This window comes from Ignavibacteriota bacterium (assembly GCA_016218045.1).
In the GTDB taxonomy this organism is placed as follows: domain Bacteria; phylum Bacteroidota; class Ignavibacteria; order SZUA-365; family SZUA-365; genus JACRFB01.
Map to the genome: position 1 here is coordinate 51,270 of JACRFB010000026.1, position 21,418 is coordinate 72,687.

Here is a 21,418-nt window from a genome sequence, read left to right on the forward strand (position 1 = left end):
CCCATGTTCCTGCCCGACGCCCTCGCCCTCGCCGCCCCCGACGCGCTCGCTCTCGACGCGCCGGACGGCCGCCTCTGTTATGCCGATCTCGCGTCTCGTGCACGCGGAGTGGCCGCGCGCCTGCGCGACGATCTCGGAATCGGGGCGGGCGACATCGTCGCGACACTCTCCGGCAACACCGCGGGCCATGCGGTGCTGCTTCACGCGTGTGCGATACTCGGCGCGGTGTGCGCGCCGCTGAATCCGCGTCTCACTGCGCGCGAACTCGCTGAACGCCTTGCCATTGTTGGTCCGCGGGTGATTCTCGCAGAAGCTGCGCGGATGCCTCTTGCAGCAGCGGCGCTCGACATGTATTCATCACAAAATGCGGCGCAACGTTCCGAGCCACCGCAAGTATCACTGCCTGCACTCATGGACATCGATGCAGCCGCCGCTTCCGTGATGCGGGAGGGAGCACTGCCCGCGCACGAGTGGACGTCCGATGAAACGGCGTGGATCGTCTTTACCTCCGGCAGCACCGCCGTGCCGAAGGCCGTGCCGCTCACCTGCGGAAATATCCTCTCGTCCGCGCGCGCATCAACACGTGTGCTCGGTTCTCATCCCGACGATCTCTGGCTCAGTCCCATCCCGCTGTTTCATGTGGGCGGACTCTCCGTACTCGCCCGCTGTGCTCTCGACGGCACCGCCGCGCTCCTGCCGCCATCAAGCTCCGCCGAGGAACTGCTCTCGATACTCCGCAGCGAGCCGGTCACTCTCATGTCGCTCGTGCCCACAGTGTTCCGTCGTTTGCTCGATACGGACGCGTCGTTCACCGGTGCGAATTTTCCGCATCTGCGCGCCATTCTTCTCGGAGGCGCACACGCCGCGGACGATCTTCTGCACGACGCCGCGACCCGCGCTCTGCCCGTCCTCTGCACCTACGGACTCACCGAAGCCGCATCGCAGGTCGCCACCGTGCCGCTCCGCGATGCCGACCGCAAGCGCGGCAGTGCGGGCCTGCCGCTCGATGGTTTCACCGTCACGATTCGGGGCGGCGATGGTATCGTCGTGCCTGCAGGTGCGCGCGGCGAAATTTGTATCGCCGGACCGCAGGTCATGGCGCACTATCTCGGCGAAGTGATCACTCACCGTAACAGCGAGGGATATTTCCGTACCGGCGACCTCGGCCGTCTCGACGACGAAGGATTTCTGTACGTCGAAGGCCGTATCGACGACATGATTATCACAGGCGGCGAGAATGTGGCTCCGGCCGAGATCGAAAACGTGCTGCGGCAACATCCGCAGGTGCGGGATGTGTGTGTGATAGGCCTGCCCGACCGCGAATGGGGGCAGCGCATCGCGGCGGCAATTGTGGCGCGGGATGAAACACCCACACCTGCCGACCTCGAAGCCGTCTGCCGCGCGGCGTTGGCCTCGTACAAGATTCCGAAGCTCTGGCACTTCGTGGACGAACTGCCGCTGACTCCATCCGGCAAAGTGCGGCGTTCGGTTCTTGTCGAAATACTTGCGGCCGTATTCGCGCCACGTTGATCGCGCGCGTCACGCCTCACGTGTGAGGTCGCGGCGCGGGCTAGCCTCGGTGCTGCCGCCTTCAGGCGACCACGCCGATATACAGATACGCGATGCCGCCCGTCAACGGCACGACGCGGTGCGAGGCGAAGACGTCGGCCTCATCCATCAGCTTCAGGAAATCATCGCCGGTGGGGAAGGCGGCCGACGTGCGTGTCAGGTATTCGTACGCGTCGCGTTTGCCCGAGATAATTCCGCCCACAAGCGGAATAATGACCTTGCTGTAGAAGGTGAAGAAGGGACGCATCCACCACAGCGGTGTGCCGAATTCCAGCACCATGACACGGCCGCCGGATTTCACCACGCGTCCCATGCTGCGCAGCGCCGCGACCGGATCGTCCACATTCCGTATGCCGAAGGCGATCGAGGCGACGTCGAATCTATCGCTCTCGTAGGTCAACTGCATCGCGTCCTGAATTTCCCAGGCGATGTCCATGCCCTGTTGCTGTGCCTTGGCCGGAGCGAAGGCGAGCATCTCCGCGCAGAAGTCCGTGCCGACCACGCGCCCCCGCGCACCGACGGCGCGCTTGAATTCGATGGCGAGATCACCCGTGCCCGTGGCGCAGTCCACAACCGCGTCGCCCTCGCGCACGCCGCTCTCGCGCACGGTGCGTGTGCGCCAGCGATGGTGCACGCCAATCGAGAGGAAGGAATTCGCGCGGTCGTAGGTGCCGGCGATTTCGGCGAACATATTCCGGACGTGTGTGCTCACGTGTGCTCCCGTCGTCGCGGCCGGCGCACCTGCGCGGGGTGCCGTGTGCCGCGCTGTGTCACATCGAACGGCCGACAGTCGGCGCTATGGCGCGCAGGCGGCGCATCATGTCGGCAAACTGGACCGGACTCAACGCCTGATCCGCATCCGACAGCGCGTCGGTGGGATTCGGATGCACTTCCACCATCAGCCCGTCGGCTCCCGCCGCAAGTGATGCCGCCGCCAGCGCGGGTATGAGTTCCGGATTGCCCGTGGCGTGCGACGGATCGATGATGACGGGGAAGGGCGTCTGCTGTCGTGCCAGCACCGCACCCGCAAGATCGAGCGTGAAGCGTGTCTCGTTCGAGAACGTGCGAATGCCCCTTTCACACAGGATGATCTGGTCGTTGCCGCCGAGGTACACGTATTCCGCCGCGAGCAACCATTCCTTGATCGTCGCCGCAAAACCGCGCTTGAGCAGGACGGGTTTGCGCACCTGGCCGAGATCCTTCAGCAGGGCGGTGTTGTCCATATTGCGCGATCCCACCTGGAACGCGTCGACGTACGGCTCCATCGTTTCGATGTCGTGCTGCGAGAGCACTTCCGTCACCATCGGTATTCCCTGTGCATCCGCGGCCTCGCGCATGTAGCGCACACCCTCGAGCCCCAGGCCCTGGAATGCGTACGGACTTGTCCGCGCCTTGAATGCGCCGCCGCGCAGCACATGCGCCTGCTCGCGCGCCACAAGACCCGCCGCAAGCGAAATCTGCTGCGCACTCTCGACGGCACATGGCCCGGCAATAACCACGAAACGCTCCGCACCGAAGGCGACGCCGCCGATGTGAACGTTCTTCGCGAGCGTCGCACGCGTGGGTGTGTCGACTTTCAAAGCCGTTTCCTGCTCTTTGATCGCGTCTGGGGGTATATGAACCTGCTTCTCGCTCATGTGCTCCGTTTTCGTCCCTGACCGGGAGAAAAGCTGACTTGTCTCGTCGCTTCTGTCGTGCTATACTTGTGTTCGCCTCGGAATTCGGAGTCGGCGACTCCTGAAACGAATGAATCGAACAATATTCGTGAATTCCGAACAGTTTAACAAAGAAGCCCGGGTTTTTGTTCTCCGGGTGGAAAAAAACCGCATTCAGCCGGCAAATTGCGGCGCGTATCCGATGATACAGCCGCCGCGGATCGGTACTCCCGTACACCCATCAATAGACAATTTCTTTACACATCTCAGTCAGGAGATACGACGCATGAAACAGATTACACTCGCAGTGATGCTTTTTGCGCTCGCCCTCGGAACGGCGGCCGCGCAGGACGGGCACAAGGAAAAGGCCAAGGACGCATCCGCCACCACCGCCAAACTCATCTGCCCCGTGACCGGCGAGGATGCGGATCCCGAAGTGACCTATGATCACGAAGGAAAGACCTACTCCTTCTGCTGTGAAGGCTGCGTGTCGAAATTCAAGAAAGATCCGGCCAAGTTTATCAAGGCCAGCGCGAAGAAGCAGTTCGATCCCTGCGACCACCCCGAAGGCGAGAAGGAAGGCCATGCGCACGAGGCAGTTGCACCAGATAACGGCAAGGCCGTCATCAATACGGGCAAGGACCTCTCCGCAAAAATCGTGAACACCATCTGCCCCGTCATGAACGAGGAAGTGGATCCGAAAGTCACCACCGTGTCCTACAAAGGCAAGGTGTACGGCTTCTGCTGTAAGAGCTGCATCAAGAAGTTCGCGAACGACCCCGAGAAGTATCTCAAGAAAATGAAGGGCGAGCAGAGCTGATTCGCTCCCGCCCCGTGGCAACAGCCCGCGCAGCTCACGTTGCGCGGGTTTTTTTTATCCGATCCGCACCATGGTCCGCAGCAGGTGCTCGAGCGCGGCGGCGGGATCGGAACAGGACCCGGTGTGTACAGGAGAGGTCTGTATGATCGAACTGCGCGGAGCCACCAGCCACAAAAACCGTTCGCGCTGGGGAAGCAGGCCGATAGGACCGGCATCCGCGCCTCCGGCGCAGATGCGCGGCACACTGGCCAGGTGCAGACGGATCGCTTCGAGATCCGCCTCCGGATGCAGCCGCTGAAGGCGCTCCTCATCGAGTTCGATGCGCGCCTCGAGGAAACGGAGCGATGGGCACGAGAGTATCGCGCCGGCGTTCAGGAATTCTTCCCGGTCCACGCGCGGCACGACACGCACTATCGCGTAGTCATACGTGTGCAGCTCTGGCACGGCGTGCCTCCTCGATGAAACTACCTGGTTGTCTGCTGCGCTCGGAAAGAAAGGCGGCGTATTCGTGCCGCGCGCGCGCGCCGCGACCGGCGTGGTCGCCGCCCTCGAGCCACTCGTCCGGGACGGCGTCGAGTACCGAGGAGATCAGATCGGGCGTTATCGCAAGCTGGAGCATCGAGGCGGCCTCGTCGAGAGCGCTGGCAAAGGGCAGAAGGACGTGGTCGCGGATCAGCGCAAAAGGATCGTTCCACCGCTCCGCCAACGCCGTGTCGGCGTGATGCAGGTACAGCGCGGATCCATGGTCGATCAACCACAGGTTCTTGTGCCACAGCAGCATGTTGGTGTTGCGCGGCGTACGGTCGACATTCATCACCAGAGCGTCGAAACAGACGATTCGCGAGGCAAGCAGGGGATCGGGTCTTTCGGCGACGGGATCGAAGGTGACGGATCCGGGAAGATAATCAAGTGCGAGATTCAGTCCCGCACTCGCACGGATAAGGTCCTGAATCTCCGGATCCGGTTCGGTGCGCGCCAGATCCGGATCGAGCTGCACAAAGACGAGTTCGGGAACTCGCAGGCCCGCGGCGCGTGCAAGTTCACCGCCGATCAACTCCGCGATCAGGGCCTTCGCGCCCTGTCCCGCGCCGCGGAATTTGAGCACATACAGCCCGTCGTCGTCGGCCTCCACAATCGCGGGAAGTGAGCCGCCCTCGCGAAGCGGGGTGACGTAGCGCGTTGCCGCGACGGTGCGGAGTGTCATGTCCGCAAGGTCCGTGTCGAGGCGGTGTCGGTCATCCCGCCACGCCGCAGAGGGCCGAATGTCCGTGCGTGCGGAACGAGAAGTGCGGGAAGTACTCGCCGTACGGGTACTCGAATCCGTCGGGCCAGTACATGCCTGTGCGCGTATCGAGCCGGTACTCGCCGCGGTATTCTCCGCGCGCGATGATGTGCAGCATGTCGACGAGGCGGTCCACATCGGCAAAAGTGTTGTAGCAGCCGAAACTTGCGCGCACCAGGCCCGGCAGATTCGTCCGGTCGCCGGCGAGAATTTCCTCGGTCACCTTGCGCGCCATTTCAGGATCCACTTTCATCAGACGCTTCACGTAGGGATGCGCGCAGAAACAGCCGTTGCGCACGCCGATGCCGCCCTCGGCGCTCAGTATCGCCGCAATTTTTGCGTGCGGCATGTCGCCGATGGAAAAACACAGGACGCCGACCTTGTGCGCCAGATCCGCTTCGTCCGTCGGTCCGTAGAGCGCCAGACCCGGCACTTCACGGAGTTTGGGAATCGCGTACGACAGCAACTCCTGCTCGTGCCGTTCAATGTGCTGCATGCCCACGGACGTCAACACATGAATGGCCGCCGCCAGCGCGATGGCGCCGGGCACGTTCGGGCTGCCCGCCTCCTCGCTCGCCGGCGGCGCGGAGAAGGCGACAAAGTCCTCTTCCACCACATCCACCACGCCGCCACCCACCATGTCGGGATCGCCGCGTTCGAAATATGTGCGCGGACCCACCAGCACACCCACACCAAAGGGAGCGTACATTTTATGAGCGGAGTAGGCGAGGAAGTCGATATGACCCTCGTCGTCCACCGACCCCATCTCGATGCGTCGATGCGGCGCAAGCTGCGCGGCATCCACAAAGATCATCGCGCCTTCGCGATGCGCCAGCGCGGCGAGTTCGCGCACCGGATTCACTATGCCGGTGATGTTTGATGCACCCGTGACGGCCAGAAAACGCACATGGCCGCGATGCTCCGCAAAAGCGCGCTCGAGGGCGCCGAGATCGAGGTAGCCCGTGTCGTCGACACCCACATGCACCACCCGGGCATTTTTACGCCACGGCAGATCGTTCGAGTGATGCTCCATCTGCGTGGTGAGAACCACGTCGCCCGGACGCCAGTCGCAGCGGTTCGAGAGCTTGTTCACCACCTCGGTCGTGTTCTTCCCGAATATCACGATGTCGGATGCGGGATTGTATCCCACAAACGCGCCGGCCATTTCGTGGGCCTCGTCGAAGGCCCTGGTCGCCAGCATCGCCTTGAAACCCGTCCCGCGATGTACGCCGGAATAGAACTCCATAAAATCGTAAATGACGTCGAGCGCATGCCGCAGCGTGGGGGTGCTGGCGCCGTTGTCGAGAAACACATACTCCACCGTCCTCCCGTCCAACAGCGGAACCTGCGTGTCAATGCCCGCAATGTTCTCGCGGAGCATGTCCATGCTCCAGGCGCAGTGATGAGTGGACAGGTGTATCATGTGCGTGTCTCCATAGTTTTGTCTATCAACAAAGATAGAATTCTCCGCCTGCCCCGCAAAGCCGCCGCCGACAGCGGACGCCCGACACGCCTGCAACGCAAACCCGCTCCGCGGCCTGTTGCGCAGAGCGCCAGGTTTCAGCGCGATGTCGCTCCGCGATATGATCCTGCTTTGCGGAGATCCCCTCCGCGCCCGCGGAGCGGCATGTGTGCCGGCCTGGAAAAGCGGAGTCCCGGCATCGGGTGATGCCGGGACTCGGTGATTTGCGTTTGGGCTCTATGAGGTCTGAAAACACACCGCCTTTCGGCGGCATCAGCCGCGCGGGGTGTTTACCGCGAGCCGCGGCCGGTGTGTGATCCGCCCGCCTTCGGATACCCCGTGCCCTTTTTTTTGTTGCGCGTGCGCTCGTCCTTCGAGAAGGAGCTGGAGCCGCGATGTGTGTAGGTCGACGAGGACTGGGTGGAGCCGTGACGCGAGGTCCCCGTTTCGGAATCGCCGCTGCCGCTCTTCGAATACGACGGCTTGCTCTTTACAGGCGCGGCTCCGCCGGAACCGTATGAGGTCGCTGTGCTCGTGCGCGTACGGGCCGGACCCGCCTCATTATCGTTTTTGCGATACGACGGCTTGCCCTTTGCGGGCGCAGGTCGTGAGGACGAGTACGACGTGGGTGCCGACGACCGCGCGCGCGCGGGTGACGGCTGCTCGGAGCCCCACTGCGGACGTTGCGAGCGCTGCGGACGCTGCGGCTGCGGACGCGACGATCTGCGCGCGGAAGAGGTGTCGAAACGTTCGGCGGGGATGTCGGGATGTTCGGAGAGTTCCAGCGACATGTTGATCAGTTTTTCGATGTCGCGAAGGCCGCTGCGCTGATCCGGCGTGGCCAGCGAGATCGCGTGCCCCGTGCGTCCGGCGCGCGCCGTGCGGCCGATGCGGTGCACGTAGCTGTCGGGATCCTCGGGCAGGTCGTAATTCACGACCAGTTCGATGTTATACACGTCGATGCCGCGCGCGGCAATGTCGGTGGCGCAGAGTATGCGGTACTTGCCCGACTTGAAGCCGTCGAGCGCGTGTTTGCGCTGCGCCTGCGTGCGGTCGGAGTGAATCTCGGCGGCCGAATGACCCGCGCGGCGCAAGGCCTGCGCAACACGTTTTGCCCCGCGCTTGGTGCGCGTGAAAAGCAGGACGGAACCGGTGTACTGTTCGAGAAGTCGCTCGAGCAGGGGACCCTTGTTGTCCTTCGCAACCACAAACACTTCCTGCGAGACACCTTCCGCAGCCGTTCCCGTCGGGGCGATCTCGGTGCGCACCGGCAGGCGCATGTGTGTGGATGCGATCTTGACTATCGGCCCGGGCATGGTCGCCGAAAAGAGCATGGTCTGCCTGTCGGACGGCAGCACCTGGAGAATCTGTTCGATCTGCGGGGCGAAGCCCATGTCGAGCATGCGGTCGGCTTCGTCGAGAATAAGCACGGCCACATCGTTGAGGCGGACGTATCCCTGTCCGGCAAGATCCAACAGCCGGCCCGGCGTTGCTATCACGATGCGGGGTTTTTTGCGGAGGGCGCCGATCTGCGGACCTGCCGCCTCGCCGCCGATAAGAACCACCGCGCCGAGTCCCAGCGGCGGAAGCAGGGGCGCGAGCGCGTCGCGGACCTGCAGGGCGAGTTCACGTGTCGGGACGAGAATCAGCCCGCTGCCTTTTTTCGCGGCGAGCCGCTGCAGCATCGGGATGCCGAAGGCGAGGGTTTTGCCCGTGCCCGTCTGCGCGATGCCGATGATGTCCTTGCCTTCAATGGCGATCGGAATCGCCTTGTGCTGGATCGGCGTCGGCGTCGTGAAACCGAGCTTGGAGATGCTGTTCAACAGCCCCGGCGCGATGCCGAGACCGTAGAACGAGTTGTCAGTTGTGTGCATTGTATCCTGTACTGGCGCAGCATATGAAAGAACCCGCTGCCGGTCTGTCGGCGCGGGTCGTTTCGGGAGAGGGAAATATGTCAGTCGCGCACAATACCGGTTCCGGCGCTGCAAGCGGCCGGGTGATGCGGGAAGACGAAAAATGTGATACGATCGTGTAATCCAAAAAGTAAAAGACAACTATACTACACAATCTTTCTTCCAAAGTCAAGTAATTAGTCCGGAATTATCCTCACCAAGGACGGCGTTCCGATCATTTTTCACGACGAGAACTTCACCTCGCGGCTGGTGAACGGCGAATACCTCTTCGGGCCGGTCGGCGGATTCACCTTTGCGCATATCCGCGCCTTCGGCTCCTTGAAAAACGGCGAGCCCGTTCCCACACTGCGGGAGGCCCTCGACGCGGTTCTGTCGTCCACGTCTATCCGTTTTGTAGAGTTCGACGTCAAGAGTCCTCAGACGCTTGCCGCCCTCTTCGACATCCAACGCGAGTACCACGCGAAGGCGCGGGCGTCGCCCTGCACGTTGTGCGCAGCTACATCGACGCCTTCGGTCAGCAGAGCCGCGCCGAGAAGATGGATCCCGCCTATGTGCTTGCATGCGCCTGGCATGTCCCTCTCGGGGCATCGATGAGTCTGACCGCCGGTGTCGCGGCGCACTATCTCACCACGCTGCGTGTGTGTCTGCTGCTGCCGCAGGTGGGAATCGAACGCCTGCTGCTGGAATAAAGGAACGGGCTTCCGCGACAACAACACCGTCGTGCGAAGTGATATTTCCTCCCGACGCGAAGCCGCCCCGCGGCGGCACAACGGTTTTTTTCTCGATTTTCGGCGCAAAGAAGAGAAAAGCGCAACCACGATTTGACTTTTTGCCCGCCGTGGTGTTAGTTTGTAGATCGGTTTCTTTTATTTCGAGCAGTATCGAATCAACTAAGGCATACCATGAGCAATCAGACAACCGTCCGGACCTTCCACGCAAGGGAGGAAGACGTCGACAAAAAATGGTACGTCGTCGACGCGGAGGGAATGGTCCTCGGCCGATTGGCGGCGAACGTCGCGCACATTCTGCGCGGTAAACACAAGCCGATCTTCTCCCCGCATGTCGACACGGGCGACTTTGTAATCGTCATCAACGCCGGCAAGGTGCGCGTGACAGGCAAGCGCTTCGAGCAGAAGTCGTACTTCCATTATACCGGGTATCCGGGTGGCGCGCGCGTGCGCATGTTCAAGGATCTCGTGCGCAGCAATCCGCGCTTCGTGATCGAACACGCGGTGAAGGGCATGCTGCCGCACAACCGCCTCGGCCGCCGCCTCCTGAAAAAGCTGAAAGTGTACTCCGACGGCTCGCATCCGCACGCGGCGCAGAAGCCCGAAGTGCTTTCGATGAAATAATCGGCCCATTGGCACTGTAGAGAATTTCGATCCAAGGATAGATTCATGAAGCAAGCCCAACACACCCTGACCGTCGGTCGCCGCAAAACCGCCGTCGCGCGCACGCTCCTCGTGCCCGGCACCGGGAAAATCACGATCAACAGCCGGGACATCGACATCTACTTCCCCATGGAAACGTTGCTTGACGCGGTGCGTCTGCCGTTCACCGTGACCGAGACGAACGGAAAGTTCGACGCGGTCATCAGCGTGCGCGGTGGCGGCACTCACGGCCAGGCCGGCGCGGTGCAGCTTTCGATCGCGCGCGCGCTGCTCGAGGTCGACGAGGAATTCCGCCCCAAGCTGCGCGGCGCCAAGCTCCTCACGCGCGACTCGCGCATGGTCGAACGCAAGAAGTACGGCCAGAAGAAGGCGCGCAAACGCTTCCAGTTCAGCAAGCGCTGACACTCGTTTTTCTGTAACCATCACACATGCGTCCCGATCGCCGGGCGGGTGTGCGCGGGCATGCGCGCAGATCCCGGCGAGTGGACGGACGCAGCGGATCGTAACCCATACATAAGGAGACTATCTCATGCCTCGCGTACAGCTCGAAGAGCTTCTTGCGGCAGGTGCCCATTTCGGCCACCTGACCCGTCGTTGGAATCCGAAGATGAAACCGTACATCTTCATGGAGCGCAACGGCATCCACATCATCGATCTCAAGAAGACCCAGGAAAAGATCGACATCGCCTGCGACGCGGTGTTGAACATGGTGTCGCAGGGCAAGCGCCTCCTCTTCGTCGGAACGAAGAAACAGGCCAAGGACACCGTGCGCTCGATCGCCATCGACAGCGGCCAGAACTACGTCACCGAGCGCTGGCTCGGCGGCATGCTCACCAACTTCACCACCATCCGCAAAAGCATCAAGCGCCTCACCAACATCGAGAAGATGGAAGTGGACGGCACCTTCGACAAGATCACGAAGAAGGAACGCCTCATGCTCTCGCGCGAGAAGGAGCGTCTGCACAAGATCCTCAGCGGCATCGTCGACATGAGCCGCCTGCCGGGCGCGATCTTTGTCATCGACATCAAGAAGGAACACATCGCGCTCAAGGAAGCCCGCACGCTCGGCATCCCCGTCGTCGCCATCGTCGACACGAATTGTGATCCGACCGAAGTGGACCTCGCCATTCCCGGCAACGACGATTCGACAAAGACGATCGAAATCGTCGCGCGCGCGATCGCCAACGCCATCATCGAAGGCCGCGAAAAGGCCAAACTCGTGAAGGCCGAAATGGAAGCCGAGGACGAGCGCGTCGCGAAGGAAACCGAACGCAACGAGGAAGCCGGCGCCTGAGCCGCACGCAGAGACACGTATCCCATCACATAATAGCGACGACAGAGTATCATGGAGATTTCAGCAGCAGTAGTGAAGGCCCTTCGCGACAAGACCGGCGCCGGCATGATGGATTGCAAGAAGGCGCTTGCCGATTCCGAAGGCGACATGGAGAAAGCGATCGAGTACCTGCGCAAAAAGGGCGCGGCCACGGCCGAAAAACGTTCAGACCGTGCCGCCAACGAAGGCGTGGTTCTGACCGAGATCGACGGCAGCAACGGCGTTATCATCGAAGTGAATTGTGAAACCGACTTCGTCGCGCGCAGCGCCGACTTCCTCGGCTTTGCAGCGGAGGCGATGGCCGCGGTCAAGACCGCGCGCCCGGCCGACGTGCCCGCGCTTCTCGCCCTCGAATCGAACGGCCGTCCGCTCGCGGATGCGCTTACCGACATCATCGGCAAGATCGGCGAGAAGATTGAAGTCCGCCGTTTCGCCGCGTTCACCACGCAGGGCCAGATGATCGACTATATCCACCCCGGCGCAAAGCTCGGCGTGCTCATCGAACTGTCGGCGGGCAAAAAGTCCGACGAAGTCGTCCAGCTCGGCAAGGATCTCGCCATGCAGGTTGCCGCGATGAATCCCGTCGCCGTCGACCGCGATGCGGTTCCGGCCGACGTGCGCGAGAAGGAACTCGAGCTGTACCGCCAGCAGGCGCTCGAGCAGGGCAAGCCCGAAAACATGGTGGACCGTATCGCGGAAGGAAAACTCAACAAGTACTTCCAGGAATACACGCTTCTGGAGCAGAGCTTTGTGCGCGACACCACAAAGACGGTGAAGGAGCACGTCGAGGCCGTCGGGAAGACGATCGGCGAACCCCTCTCCGTCATCCGCTTCACGCGTTTCCAGGTCGGCGAAGGTAACTAATATCGAATCCCCTCACAGGCCTTCCGGTTTTCCGCCGGAAGGCCTTCGTGTATAGGCACCTCCCATGGATCTTCGCTACAAGCGTATCCTTCTCAAGCTGAGCGGCGAATCGCTGATGGGCGAGCGCGCATACGGCATCGATCCCGCGGCGCTCGAACAGTACGCGCTCGAAATTCTTCCGCTCGTCGAGCTGGGCGCCCAGGTGGGCATCGTGCTGGGCGGAGGCAACATTTACCGCGGCGTGGCCGCGGTTGCGCAGGGCCTGCACAAGGCCTCGGGCGATCAGATGGGCATGCTTGCGACGATGATAAACTCGCTCGCGCTGCAGAACATGCTCGAGGCGAAGGGTGTTGTCACACGCCTTACCAGTGCGATCGAGATGAACCAGATCGCCGAACCGTACATCCGCCGCCGTGTCATCCGTCACCTCGAGAAGAACCGCGTGGTGATCATGGGCGCCGGCACGGGACACCCGAACTTTACGACCGACACCGCCGCCGCGCTGCGCGCGGTGGAAATCGAGGCCGATGTCATCATCAAGGGCACACGCGTCGACGGCGTGTACGATGCGGATCCCGAGAAGAATCCCTCGGCGCAGCGTTTCGACACGATCGATTATATCGACGTGATCAAACGTGAATTGCGCGTGATGGATCTCACCGCCATCACCCTGTGCCGCGAGAACAATCTCCCGCTCGTCGTCTGCGACATCAACTCGCCCAATGCGCTGAGCCGCATCGCGCGCGGCGAACATGTCGGGACACTTGTTACATCGCTGGCCGCATCGAAATCCCCAGACCGTTCATAAACCGGAGTTCCGAATGATTCAGGACATCGTTAAGGACGCCACGCACCGCATGGACAAATCGGTGGAAGCCCTGCGGAATGAACTGCACAAGATCCGCACGGGAAAAGCGACAACCGCCCTGCTCGACGGGGTGAAAGTCGATGCGTACGGATCACACATGCCGCTCAATCAGGTTGCCAACGTGTCGGTGCTCGACGCGCATACACTCGCCGTGCAGCCGTGGGATCGGGGAACGATCCAGGCGATCGAAAAGGCGATTCTCACCGCCGATCTCGGCTTGAATCCCGCCAACGACGGCACCCTCATCCGTGTGCCCATCCCCGCGCTCAACGAGGAGCGCCGCAAGGAATTCGTGAAACTCGTGCGCCGCTTCGGCGAAGAGGCCAAGGTCGCGCTGCGTAATGTGCGCCGCGATGCCAACGAACATTTGAAGAAGGCCGAAAAGGACGATCACGTCTCCGAGGACGAACGCAAAAAGGCGGAAAAACAGGTGCAGGATCTCACCGATAAACACATCGGCATCATCGACCAGCTCCTGAAAGCCAAAGAAACCGAGATCATGGAGGTGTGATCTCCTGTTTCGTCATAAACCCTCTTCATGGTCCTAGCGCAGCACCTGGAATGTCGTTCCGATGGATGCCCCTTCGCCGTCCGTGACGGTGCAGATGTAGGCGCCTGATCGGAGCCCACTCACCGGGATTCGAATCGGGTGTGTGCCGATACCGGATACTTTCTGATCGGCGATCGTCAGAATTGTTCTTCCGAGCAGATCAGTGACATGGACGGAGACTTCCTGCCGCCGTGACGTATGCACACGCAGCACAACATACTCCAGTCCAGGATTCGGATACGGGGCCTCTATCGTGAGCGCCGTTGCGCGTCCGGGTGCGGGTCGATCATCACCCAGTGTCTGAGTGGAATCGTCTACCGCGGCGAAGTAGGATCGGTATTCGTCCATACATCGCGAGAAGACTCCGCCGGCGTACACGGTGATACCGTCGACGGTAATCGCCTGCACGTAGCCGTTGGCTTTCGGATTCCAGGGTTTTGCCCATCCCGTGTTCGCATCGATCGCGGCGAGACACGCGATATCGACGCCTCCCATCTGCATGAAGTTGCCGCCTGCGTACACGGTGTTCCCGGCCGCGGCGAGTGAGAATATCGAAGCCGAGTTCCCCGATCCTGACAGAGTCACCGGAGCCCACGGCATCGTTTCGCCTGTTGATATTGTGATCGCCGCGAGGTCGCGTCCGTACACAAAGCCGAACCTGCCACCCGCGTACAATATGCCATTCCTCGCGGCGAGTCCGTACACCGCATCCGAACCGGTTATCATCGATAAACGGGCATTCCAGGAAAGCAAGGACCCATTGCGCGCGTCGAACGCGGCGAGATTGAAACGCGGCTGCCCTCCGATGGAGAGGAAGTCACCGCCGACAAAAAGTGTGTCGCCGACGGAGAGCAGTGTTGATGCGCCGTTCCTTCCCGGATTGGGTTGCCAGTAGTCGAGTTTGCGGCCACTCTCGCGATCAAAGACGGAATACTCCTTATTGACGCCTCCGAGAAACACCCTGTTACCGTGTACCGCGAGCGATGAAACGCTCGAGCCCGCGGTCGCCTTGGAAAACCGGGAGACATCCGATCCCGGCGCGAATCCGACAATGCGCCACGGGAGCAATGAGCAGCGTATGGCATCGAAAGCCGCCAGGCGTGCGCGCGCCGCCCCGTCTATCCATGCGAAGTCGCCGCTCACGAACAGTGTATCACCCGCAAGCAGCAGACCCGTCACCACATTATCCGCTCTCGGATTCCACGGCGTCGGGGCACCCGTCCTTTTGTCCAACGCGGCAATGTGTACACGTTCCACGCTGTTCACGCTGGATAATTGTCCGCCGGCGACTATTCTGCTCTCTTCGGTCAGAAGCGCGAAGGCGGGCCAATTCGCCTGCGGCGCCCACGCGCCGAGCGAACCGTCGACATAGGAAAAGTCGGCAAGGTACATGCGCAAGGAATCACCTGCCCTTGTGAATTTCCCGCCTGCGTACAGAACCGCGCCACTCACTTCGAGTGTCTGCACGGTGCTGTTCAATCCTGTACGCCACGGAAGCGTATCGCCTGTCGCTGTGTGAAGCGACGCGATGTGCTGACGCGCGGCGTTTCCGATGTTGGTGAACTCGCCACCGGCGTACAGGGCATCTCCCCGTAACGCCAGAGCGTGCACCGGCGCATTCGCATCCGCCCGCCAGGGCAAGGGAGTGCCCGTCGCGAGATCGAGTGCCGCGAGGCGTGCCCGCGCCGTTCCTCCGATCGAGACGAATTTCCCTCCGACGTACAGGACGCTGTCGATGGATCGCAGGCAGTACACTGCCGAATCAACTCCGGGATCCCAGGCCCGGACTGCTCCCGTGCCTGCATCCAGCGCGGCGAGATGAGAGCGCTGCAGCGCGCCCAGTGTCGTGAAATCACCTCCAACGTACACGGTGCCGTGCGCGATATGTACGGACCGCACGGTTGCATCCGCCGAGGGAAATGCGCCCAACGCCATACCCGAACGTGTGTCCACCGCCGCGAGATTCTCTCTGTCCAAACCGCCGATGGTCCGGAACGATCCACCGACGATTAATACATCGCCGACGCGATCAAGCGACATCACCTCCCCGTCGGGTTCGGGCAACCATGCGCGATCAGGTGTGCCATCGGCGTGCACATGCACCAGGTGCCGTGCCTCAAGTACCCCGACGCGTGTAAAATTGCCGCCGATAAAATACCCCCGCGCGCCGTCGGGTACGATGGCACGCACGATGCCGTTGACTTCCGGCAAACCAGGCATACGTTCCGCCGTGACCGGGTCCATCGCGACAAGATTTCCCGTGTATGGTCCGATGCGGACGAAATCGCCGCCAAGGAAAACGAGCGAATCCGTAACCGCGATGCAGCGGACCGGACTGTATGGTATCCAGTACTTCCGCTGCAGAACCTGGGCCTGCATGACCATCGTCATAACGGCGAGTGCTGCCAGAAAAACGGGGTAGATTATCCTTTTTTTCATAGACGCCTCCAAGGCCTCGTTGCTACTGTTCACCACGGGGGTTTACACACCGCCGGACGTGCTTTCATCAACACCATACGACAACCGAACTGTGGACGGCCTGACAGGATGAAGTAAAAGTTCTGATATCCGAAGATCAATGGCCGTATGCAGCATTAGTCTGACTAATGTAAAAAACTGCCGCGGAGTGGAGGCGTGAATCCGACTCCACTCCGCGGAAAGCTCGTATCCAATGTGTCTGCGCCAATCAGGCACTCGACCGGATGTGTATTACCGCGCCAGGATGACGGTGCGCGTCGTTTCATGGGCGCCCACACGCATCGTGATAAAATACATACCCGGAGCCAGTCCTGCGGCGTTCCATTCAACACCATGGGGACCGGCTTCGTATACGTCGTCGACAGGAACGGCCAGCGCATGCCCGAGTGCGTCATACACCGTGATCCGTAGCGCCGCTGTCTCTGGCAGGGTGAATCGAATCATGGTGCTCTCACTGAAGGGATTCGGGTACGACTCGTCCAGCATATACCCTGCCGGCAGGCCGTCCGTGGCGGCGCGCTTTGGTGTACCGACCCGAGCGCCTCCGCCGAGCAGGTGCCAGGCCGCCAGAAGCTGCCGATCGGCGGGGAATACGGCGAGGGCCGTATCGAGCCGCGCGAGTCCGGCCGTCTTGTCGCCCGCGTAGGATTCCATGAGCGCTGCCATGCCCTGTGCCGATGTGTGGCGCGAGTTGACCTTCGCGGGCGACAGCGCCGCGATCTCGTCGTACACCGCCACCGCGTCGGCGTAGCGCCGCTGCGACATGAGACTCTTGCCCAGGTGTGCGAGCGCCGCTGCGCGCTTGTCCGCATCCTTCGTTGCGCCGAGCAGCGTGCGGCAGAACACATCCATCTGCAGCGAGTCCACCCGGCGGCCGAGCATGAACAGGCCGTAATCCAAGTCGCCCGCGCCAAGCGTGGCAAGTTGCGTCTGCAGGTACTGTTTCATCGACGGGGGATCGCCCGCCCGCTGCCACCATGCACGGCTGTCATACGGCGATGCAGTTCCGGCTGCCACGCTTCCGCCTATACCTGAAGGTCCGAGTTCCTCGCCGCAGCCGGACACCGGATTCGCACTCAGACGCGGGAACGTGTAGGCGCTCCCGTTCGGAAGATTAAACGCGTAGTTGTTGTTCCACCAGTCCTGTATCACCCAGGCCTCGGAGCCGCCGTCCATCGTCCCCTGGTACTGCCCAGGGTTGGCATAGACGATCGAATTGTCTCTCCCCTGAAAATGCGCCACCATCGTGCCGCCCTGATCAGGCGCCTCGTAGACACGGGCCATCTCGAAAATGCTGTTTTGATCACCGAACAGATTCTCGATCACATTGTCGTGCACGCAGTTGAGACCGAGCGAATCGGGCTGCACGGCGAGGTCTTCGGGATCGGTCATGCCCGGCGGCGCGTAATAGGCCCGGAGGTATCCGTTTGAGACGTTGTGCAGACCCCACCAGTTGTTGGTTCCGATGCGCGAATGCCGCACAGTGGTCCACTTATACCCGTTGTCATACGAGTAGATGCCGCTCTCTCCGTTCGAAAAGATCTGACAACTGTCGATATACGGCCACGAGTTCGAGAACACGGCCACGCCATGAAGATCGTTCGAGGTGACGAGGAGCTGTCCTAGGTAGGCATAGGCGTTGTCGTCGATGCTCACGCCATTTCCGCCGTTACCCACAATGGAACCATTCTTGAACCACGGCGCGGCTTCAGGTCCCTGCACTTTCACACCGTCGGAGTTGGAATTCGACGCCGTCACGCCGAAGAAGCGCGGATAGCTGTTGGAGACGAGGACCCCGTGGTACAGATTCTGCGAGAATGTACAGGTCGTGAAGGTCGAGGTTGTATGATTGTCGATGATCGCAAGCGCGGTGCGCGCGTATGTGACATAGAAATGGTCGCCGTCGGAGGCAAGATTGGACTGTATGACAACACCGTCCCAGAGGCCGGGCGTCGGCGAGGCGGAACTCGACGTGAAGTTAATCCGCGAGTTGTCGACCAGCGTCCCCGCGTGAATACGGCCATATACGTCGAGACCGGTTCCATCGTCGAAGTACCAGGTTGTGGTGAGTTCGCTGCTGTAGAGATTGTCGGCGAAGCCCTCGATGTCGAGGGTTTTGTCGTTCGTGGAGGACACGTACACGTCGGCTGTCATGCGGCAGTTGACGTCGAGCCGGGCATTGTCGATGCCGTAGCGCGGGAGGTCGCCCCCTCCGAGTTCGAAGAGCCGTGTGGCGAGTGAACCCCGGTCGCGTTTGTATGTCGTGAACGCTGTGCCGCCGCCTGTGGCGCCGCGTATGAGGTCGCGCAGATGCACGTAGTCGTTGGGCTGGATGGTGATGGATTGCTCGCAACGCATCGGATCCGTCGCGTTCGGTGACGCGACAAACGCCGTGAGGTAGCTTCCATCCCACACAAAGAGCACACGGTATGTATTGCCTGCTCCGAAATTTGCATCGATGAGGTTGAGGATGAATGACCATGTATTATTGACGGTAACGGTGAACTCACCAGCGCCGACCGTTCCTTCATAGGTCGTGATATCGCCTCCCGCACTTCCCTGACCCGCGCGGTAGGGGGCGTTGTATCCGGCAGCGTCGAGGAAATTACTGAGAGTCGCGGTTTGCGGATATGCATACTGGTCGTCGTAGAGGAGGTCCTCCTTGAATACGAATCCTTTCAGTGCGAAGGAAAATGTCGCGGATGTTTGAAGAGTGTTTTGGAATGCGAGTTCGCAGCCGTTGAACGAGAAATCGATGTACTGCGCGCGTAGCGGGCAGGTGAACGCAAATGCGAGAATCCCCGCGAGGATTCCTCGTGTGAGAAGGTGTTTCATGGAAACTCCATGGATGATGGGGTGTGTTGCATGAAACCCGGCGTACGCGCGCTTGCGCAGGGTGCGGTATGTCGTGTATAAGTATAGCGGTGCTTCAGTCGCTCCCGAATTGCTGTATCCGATGCCTCTCAATCATCTGAACGGAGGGATGTATGCCACACCCTGTATTATTAAACCAGAAAATGGAAAATCCGCCCGTTGCCAGCCATAGACGAGCATCAGGCAGGGTTTGGGCGATCGAACGACTGCCGGTCCCTGTGGCATTTCCATATCGTACCAGGCGTAATTTCCGATGCGGCGGAAAAGTGCTGGCGGAATGGGAGTGCCGTTCAACGTGATGGTGTCTGATTCGCCCGCGCGCGCATAAACGCGCACCCGGTGATGCGCCGCGATCACGTAATGGTTCGTAGAGTGATTCGGGAGGGTAATCAAATCGGCGAAACCGTAGTACTCGCGCCCCCACAACTCCGTCGGGTGCAGCGCTACCACACCCGCCGTGGCGGCGGAATCCCAGGGACAAGTGTAGTCCCAGAAGGCCGCGAACTGATAGGCCATGACGGGTTTGCTCGCCGTCACAACCATAGGCACGGCGAGGAGTGTGTCGAAACGGTCTCCGCGGTGCAGCAGGCGCTGCCGTGCCGAATCGCCCAGGAACACACGCGTGGAATCGTGCCATGCGACAATGCGCAGCATGTCCTCGTAGCGCAGCGCCACACGTTTCTCGTAGGGGACAAAAACGTATTCCGTACCGAGGCGACGTTCGTCGGGAACCCCGTCGAAGCCCACTCCCCCCCAGTGTCTCGTGAACAGGTTCCCCCCATCCCAGTAGCGTGTCGTGTCGTAGGGGATGCCTCCTGCGAAATGTTGTATCACCTGAATGGGAGCATCGGCCGTGATGACGGTTCCATTGTAATCCCGTGGGGAGGTACGTGGATCGAAGGCATATCTCGGTGTGTTTCTCCACCAGGTGGTGTCCGGTACATGCAGATGCGTCCAGGATCGCGGTGGAAGCCGGAATGAACTCCGGATACCGCGAGTGTATGTCTCGCGGAGGACGTTGCGATCGAAGAGACCACGTATCAGGTCGAACTCCCGGGGAAGCACCCGTATCTCCGCCGCGCTGTCCATGGTTATTACAAAACATTCGCCAGTTCTCAAACCACCCGGAAGTATATACTCCGTTGCCGCGGTTTCCGCCGGCCAAATAAGGGTAGCGTCGGTCTGTTCATCCACTTTCGCGGCCCCGAATGGCCGTGTGCCGTCAAGATGAATCGTCATACTCTGATAACAATGCAGTGAATCCGGCCAATACATTGGGTCAGGTGGACGCCAGATGTACTCAGTGAGACAGACGGTATCGGGAATGCCTGCCAAGAGTGTGATGGTTGTATCACGCGGTGCGAAATTGATGTGTCTATCGTCAATGTACCGCAGGTGTACTTCGGTGTTCTCGGCTGACACAAGCAGCAGGCAATCGGCTCGATGCTCGCCTCCATGAACGTCCTCCGCCCTTACAATAAACCTCTTCCCGAACGAGGTCGGCACGGGTGGTGGATCGGCGGCGCGGAAGCCGAGTGCCGTGCCGGTCTCTCTCGCGCCGGCCGGGGGCACTGCCGCCGCATACCATTCGAGGTACACCGCCGCGTCGTCTATCGGGCGTCCGGGCAAACCCCTGTACCCGTACGCCGCCATGCCCAGCGCACCATGCGAGCGCCACTGGCCGGCCAGGAACAGGTCGGGCGGTGTCACACCCTCGCCTGCAAGGCGCCCCACCGCTGTGTCGGGCGCAAATATCCCGCCCGCCACGCTCCAGCGCGTGGGCACGGCATGATCCGCGAGCAGCGTTTCGGCCGTGCAGGACGCGGTCCCGAGCAGCAGCGGCGCGTTGTCGTTTCCCGCCGCGTTTACGTCCATCTGCACGGCCACGCCCACCGCCGCGGCCGCGCCGGTCCGGTTCTCCACCCGCACGCGTACGCGCACCTCGTTCCACGGCGGCGCCGACACGGGAATCAAATCCTCGATCACCGCATACTGGCCTGTGCGTGTTGCCAGCAGCCAGGTGTAGCGCAGGCGGTCCTGCAGCCGTTCGGCTGTCCCCTTGCCCAGATTTGTCACATTCACATCGCGGCCCAGGATCGCCCAGCGGTAATTCGCCCACACCCGTCCGTCGATGGACACACTCAGATGTGAGGTCAGGTTGTACGGGTGTCGCCAGAGAACGGTGCGCCCGTCGGCGTGGGTAACGCCGAAGCGGCCGGAACTTGTATCGAGCAGCGCCGTGACCTTCCCCACCGTCATCGACACGATGGGTGAGGGCGACGACACGACCTGGGCCGCCACAATCACCGGCGCGAGGACGAGGAGACTGGCAATGAACGAAACCCTGCATCGATTCATG

The 21,418-nt window shown here is 61.3% G+C and carries 19 protein-coding genes; 9 read left to right on the plus strand and 10 right to left on the minus strand.

The features are described 5' to 3' along the window. Window positions 1–3: 3 nt before the first annotated feature. Window positions 4–1,530, plus strand: coding sequence for an o-succinylbenzoate--CoA ligase (gene menE / locus HY962_07770; protein ID MBI5646816.1), 1,527 nt, complete (start codon window positions 4–6; stop codon window positions 1,528–1,530). A gap of 61 nt (window positions 1,531–1,591) precedes the next feature. Here menE and HY962_07775 read toward each other — a convergent pair whose 3' ends face one another. Together HY962_07775 and aroF are read right to left on the minus strand one after the other, a co-directional pair. Beyond that, entirely contained in the window at window positions 1,592–2,281 is a 690-nt protein-coding gene (locus HY962_07775) for a ubiquinone/menaquinone biosynthesis methyltransferase (protein ID MBI5646817.1), read from the minus strand. Window positions 2,282–2,339: 58 nt separating this feature from the next. Then, window positions 2,340–3,206: a 3-deoxy-7-phosphoheptulonate synthase gene (gene aroF, locus HY962_07780; GenBank protein MBI5646818.1), complete on the minus strand. Its 867-nt coding sequence runs from the start codon at window positions 3,204–3,206 to the stop codon at window positions 2,340–2,342. Between the two features lie 304 nt (window positions 3,207–3,510). Between aroF and HY962_07785 the strand changes: the two genes are divergently transcribed. Next, on the plus strand, window positions 3,511–4,044 hold the full coding sequence (locus HY962_07785; GenBank protein ID MBI5646819.1) for a YHS domain-containing protein: 534 nt from the start codon (window positions 3,511–3,513) through the stop codon (window positions 4,042–4,044). A 54-nt stretch (window positions 4,045–4,098) separates the two neighbouring features. On the opposite strand, the gene HY962_07790 is transcribed toward HY962_07785, so the two are convergent. The 5 genes from HY962_07790 to HY962_07810 form a co-directional block, all read right to left on the minus strand. Further along, complete coding sequence (locus tag HY962_07790) at window positions 4,099–4,488, minus strand: DUF3037 domain-containing protein (protein MBI5646820.1); 390 nt, start codon at window positions 4,486–4,488, stop codon at window positions 4,099–4,101. Continuing rightward, the gene (locus tag HY962_07795) at window positions 4,466–5,248 is read right to left on the minus strand and encodes an aminotransferase class I and II (protein ID MBI5646821.1); all 783 of its coding nucleotides are present in this window, start codon (window positions 5,246–5,248) and stop codon (window positions 4,466–4,468) included. Before HY962_07795 ends, HY962_07790 begins: the two co-directional genes overlap by 23 nt. A 31-nt stretch (window positions 5,249–5,279) precedes the next feature. Then, window positions 5,280–6,749 (minus strand): aminotransferase class V-fold PLP-dependent enzyme, encoded by a 1,470-nt coding sequence (locus tag HY962_07800; protein ID MBI5646822.1) that lies wholly within the window; start codon window positions 6,747–6,749, stop codon window positions 5,280–5,282. A gap of 329 nt (window positions 6,750–7,078) precedes the next feature. Beyond that, window positions 7,079–8,662, minus strand: coding sequence for a DEAD/DEAH box helicase (locus tag HY962_07805; GenBank protein MBI5646823.1), 1,584 nt, complete (start codon window positions 8,660–8,662; stop codon window positions 7,079–7,081). A gap of 260 nt (window positions 8,663–8,922) precedes the next feature. Beyond that, window positions 8,923–9,081, minus strand: coding sequence for a hypothetical protein (locus tag HY962_07810; protein ID MBI5646824.1), 159 nt, complete (start codon window positions 9,079–9,081; stop codon window positions 8,923–8,925). A gap of 108 nt (window positions 9,082–9,189) precedes the next feature. Between HY962_07810 and HY962_07815 the strand changes: the two genes are divergently transcribed. The 7 genes from HY962_07815 to frr all read left to right on the plus strand — a co-directional run bounded on the left by HY962_07815 (window position 9,190) and on the right by frr (window position 13,668). Then, on the plus strand, window positions 9,190–9,390 hold the full coding sequence (locus HY962_07815; GenBank protein MBI5646825.1) for a hypothetical protein: 201 nt from the start codon (window positions 9,190–9,192) through the stop codon (window positions 9,388–9,390). A 213-nt stretch (window positions 9,391–9,603) separates the two neighbouring features. Further along, complete coding sequence (gene rplM / locus HY962_07820) at window positions 9,604–10,053, plus strand: 50S ribosomal protein L13 (protein ID MBI5646826.1); 450 nt, start codon at window positions 9,604–9,606, stop codon at window positions 10,051–10,053. Between the two features lie 45 nt (window positions 10,054–10,098). Then, window positions 10,099–10,494 (plus strand): 30S ribosomal protein S9, encoded by a 396-nt coding sequence (gene rpsI, locus HY962_07825; GenBank protein MBI5646827.1) that lies wholly within the window; start codon window positions 10,099–10,101, stop codon window positions 10,492–10,494. Between the two features lie 127 nt (window positions 10,495–10,621). Further along, window positions 10,622–11,386, plus strand: coding sequence for a 30S ribosomal protein S2 (gene rpsB / locus HY962_07830; protein ID MBI5646828.1), 765 nt, complete (start codon window positions 10,622–10,624; stop codon window positions 11,384–11,386). A gap of 51 nt (window positions 11,387–11,437) precedes the next feature. Beyond that, a complete protein-coding gene (locus HY962_07835) occupies window positions 11,438–12,289 on the plus strand; it encodes an elongation factor Ts (protein MBI5646829.1) in 852 nt (283 codons plus the stop codon). Window positions 12,290–12,353: 64 nt separating this feature from the next. Continuing rightward, a complete protein-coding gene (locus HY962_07840; protein ID MBI5646830.1) occupies window positions 12,354–13,097 on the plus strand; it encodes a UMP kinase in 744 nt (247 codons plus the stop codon). 13 nt (window positions 13,098–13,110) lie between these two features. Continuing rightward, window positions 13,111–13,668, plus strand: coding sequence for a ribosome recycling factor (frr, locus tag HY962_07845; GenBank protein ID MBI5646831.1), 558 nt, complete (start codon window positions 13,111–13,113; stop codon window positions 13,666–13,668). Window positions 13,669–13,701: 33 nt separating this feature from the next. Here the strand turns inward: frr and HY962_07850 are convergent, their stop codons facing one another. From HY962_07850 to HY962_07860, 3 genes are all read right to left on the minus strand, one after another. Further along, window positions 13,702–16,146: a PQQ-binding-like beta-propeller repeat protein gene (locus HY962_07850; protein ID MBI5646832.1), complete on the minus strand. Its 2,445-nt coding sequence runs from the start codon at window positions 16,144–16,146 to the stop codon at window positions 13,702–13,704. Window positions 16,147–16,416: 270 nt separating this feature from the next. Then, window positions 16,417–19,020 (minus strand): T9SS type A sorting domain-containing protein, encoded by a 2,604-nt coding sequence (locus HY962_07855; GenBank protein ID MBI5646833.1) that lies wholly within the window; start codon window positions 19,018–19,020, stop codon window positions 16,417–16,419. 132 nt (window positions 19,021–19,152) lie between these two features. Beyond that, window positions 19,153–21,417, minus strand: a complete 2,265-nt coding sequence (locus HY962_07860) for an IgGFc-binding protein (protein MBI5646834.1) — start codon at window positions 21,415–21,417, stop codon at window positions 19,153–19,155. Between the last annotated feature and the right edge of the window lies 1 nt (window position 21,418).

Bases quoted from the DNA above. Each gene is read 5' to 3' on its own strand.
- HY962_07850 (MBI5646832.1), bottom strand. From the start codon at position 16,146: ATGAAAAAAAGGATAATCTACCCCGTTTTTCTGGCAGCACTCGCCGTT.
- aroF (MBI5646818.1), bottom strand. From the start codon at position 3,206: ATGAGCGAGAAGCAGGTTCATATACCCCCAGACGCGATCAAAGAGCAG.
- frr (MBI5646831.1), top strand. From the start codon at position 13,111: ATGATTCAGGACATCGTTAAGGACGCCACGCACCGCATGGACAAATCG.
- HY962_07805 (MBI5646823.1), bottom strand. From the start codon at position 8,662: ATGCACACAACTGACAACTCGTTCTACGGTCTCGGCATCGCGCCGGGG.
- HY962_07860 (MBI5646834.1), bottom strand. From the start codon at position 21,417: ATGAATCGATGCAGGGTTTCGTTCATTGCCAGTCTCCTCGTCCTCGCG.
- HY962_07800 (MBI5646822.1), bottom strand. From the start codon at position 6,749: ATGATACACCTGTCCACTCATCACTGCGCCTGGAGCATGGACATGCTC.
- rpsB (MBI5646828.1), top strand. From the start codon at position 10,622: ATGCCTCGCGTACAGCTCGAAGAGCTTCTTGCGGCAGGTGCCCATTTC.
- HY962_07785 (MBI5646819.1), top strand. From the start codon at position 3,511: ATGAAACAGATTACACTCGCAGTGATGCTTTTTGCGCTCGCCCTCGGA.
- rplM (MBI5646826.1), top strand. From the start codon at position 9,604: ATGAGCAATCAGACAACCGTCCGGACCTTCCACGCAAGGGAGGAAGAC.
- menE (MBI5646816.1), top strand. From the start codon at position 4: ATGTTCCTGCCCGACGCCCTCGCCCTCGCCGCCCCCGACGCGCTCGCT.
- rpsI (MBI5646827.1), top strand. From the start codon at position 10,099: ATGAAGCAAGCCCAACACACCCTGACCGTCGGTCGCCGCAAAACCGCC.
- HY962_07795 (MBI5646821.1), bottom strand. From the start codon at position 5,248: ATGACACTCCGCACCGTCGCGGCAACGCGCTACGTCACCCCGCTTCGC.
- HY962_07840 (MBI5646830.1), top strand. From the start codon at position 12,354: ATGGATCTTCGCTACAAGCGTATCCTTCTCAAGCTGAGCGGCGAATCG.
- HY962_07855 (MBI5646833.1), bottom strand. From the start codon at position 19,020: ATGAAACACCTTCTCACACGAGGAATCCTCGCGGGGATTCTCGCATTT.
- HY962_07835 (MBI5646829.1), top strand. From the start codon at position 11,438: ATGGAGATTTCAGCAGCAGTAGTGAAGGCCCTTCGCGACAAGACCGGC.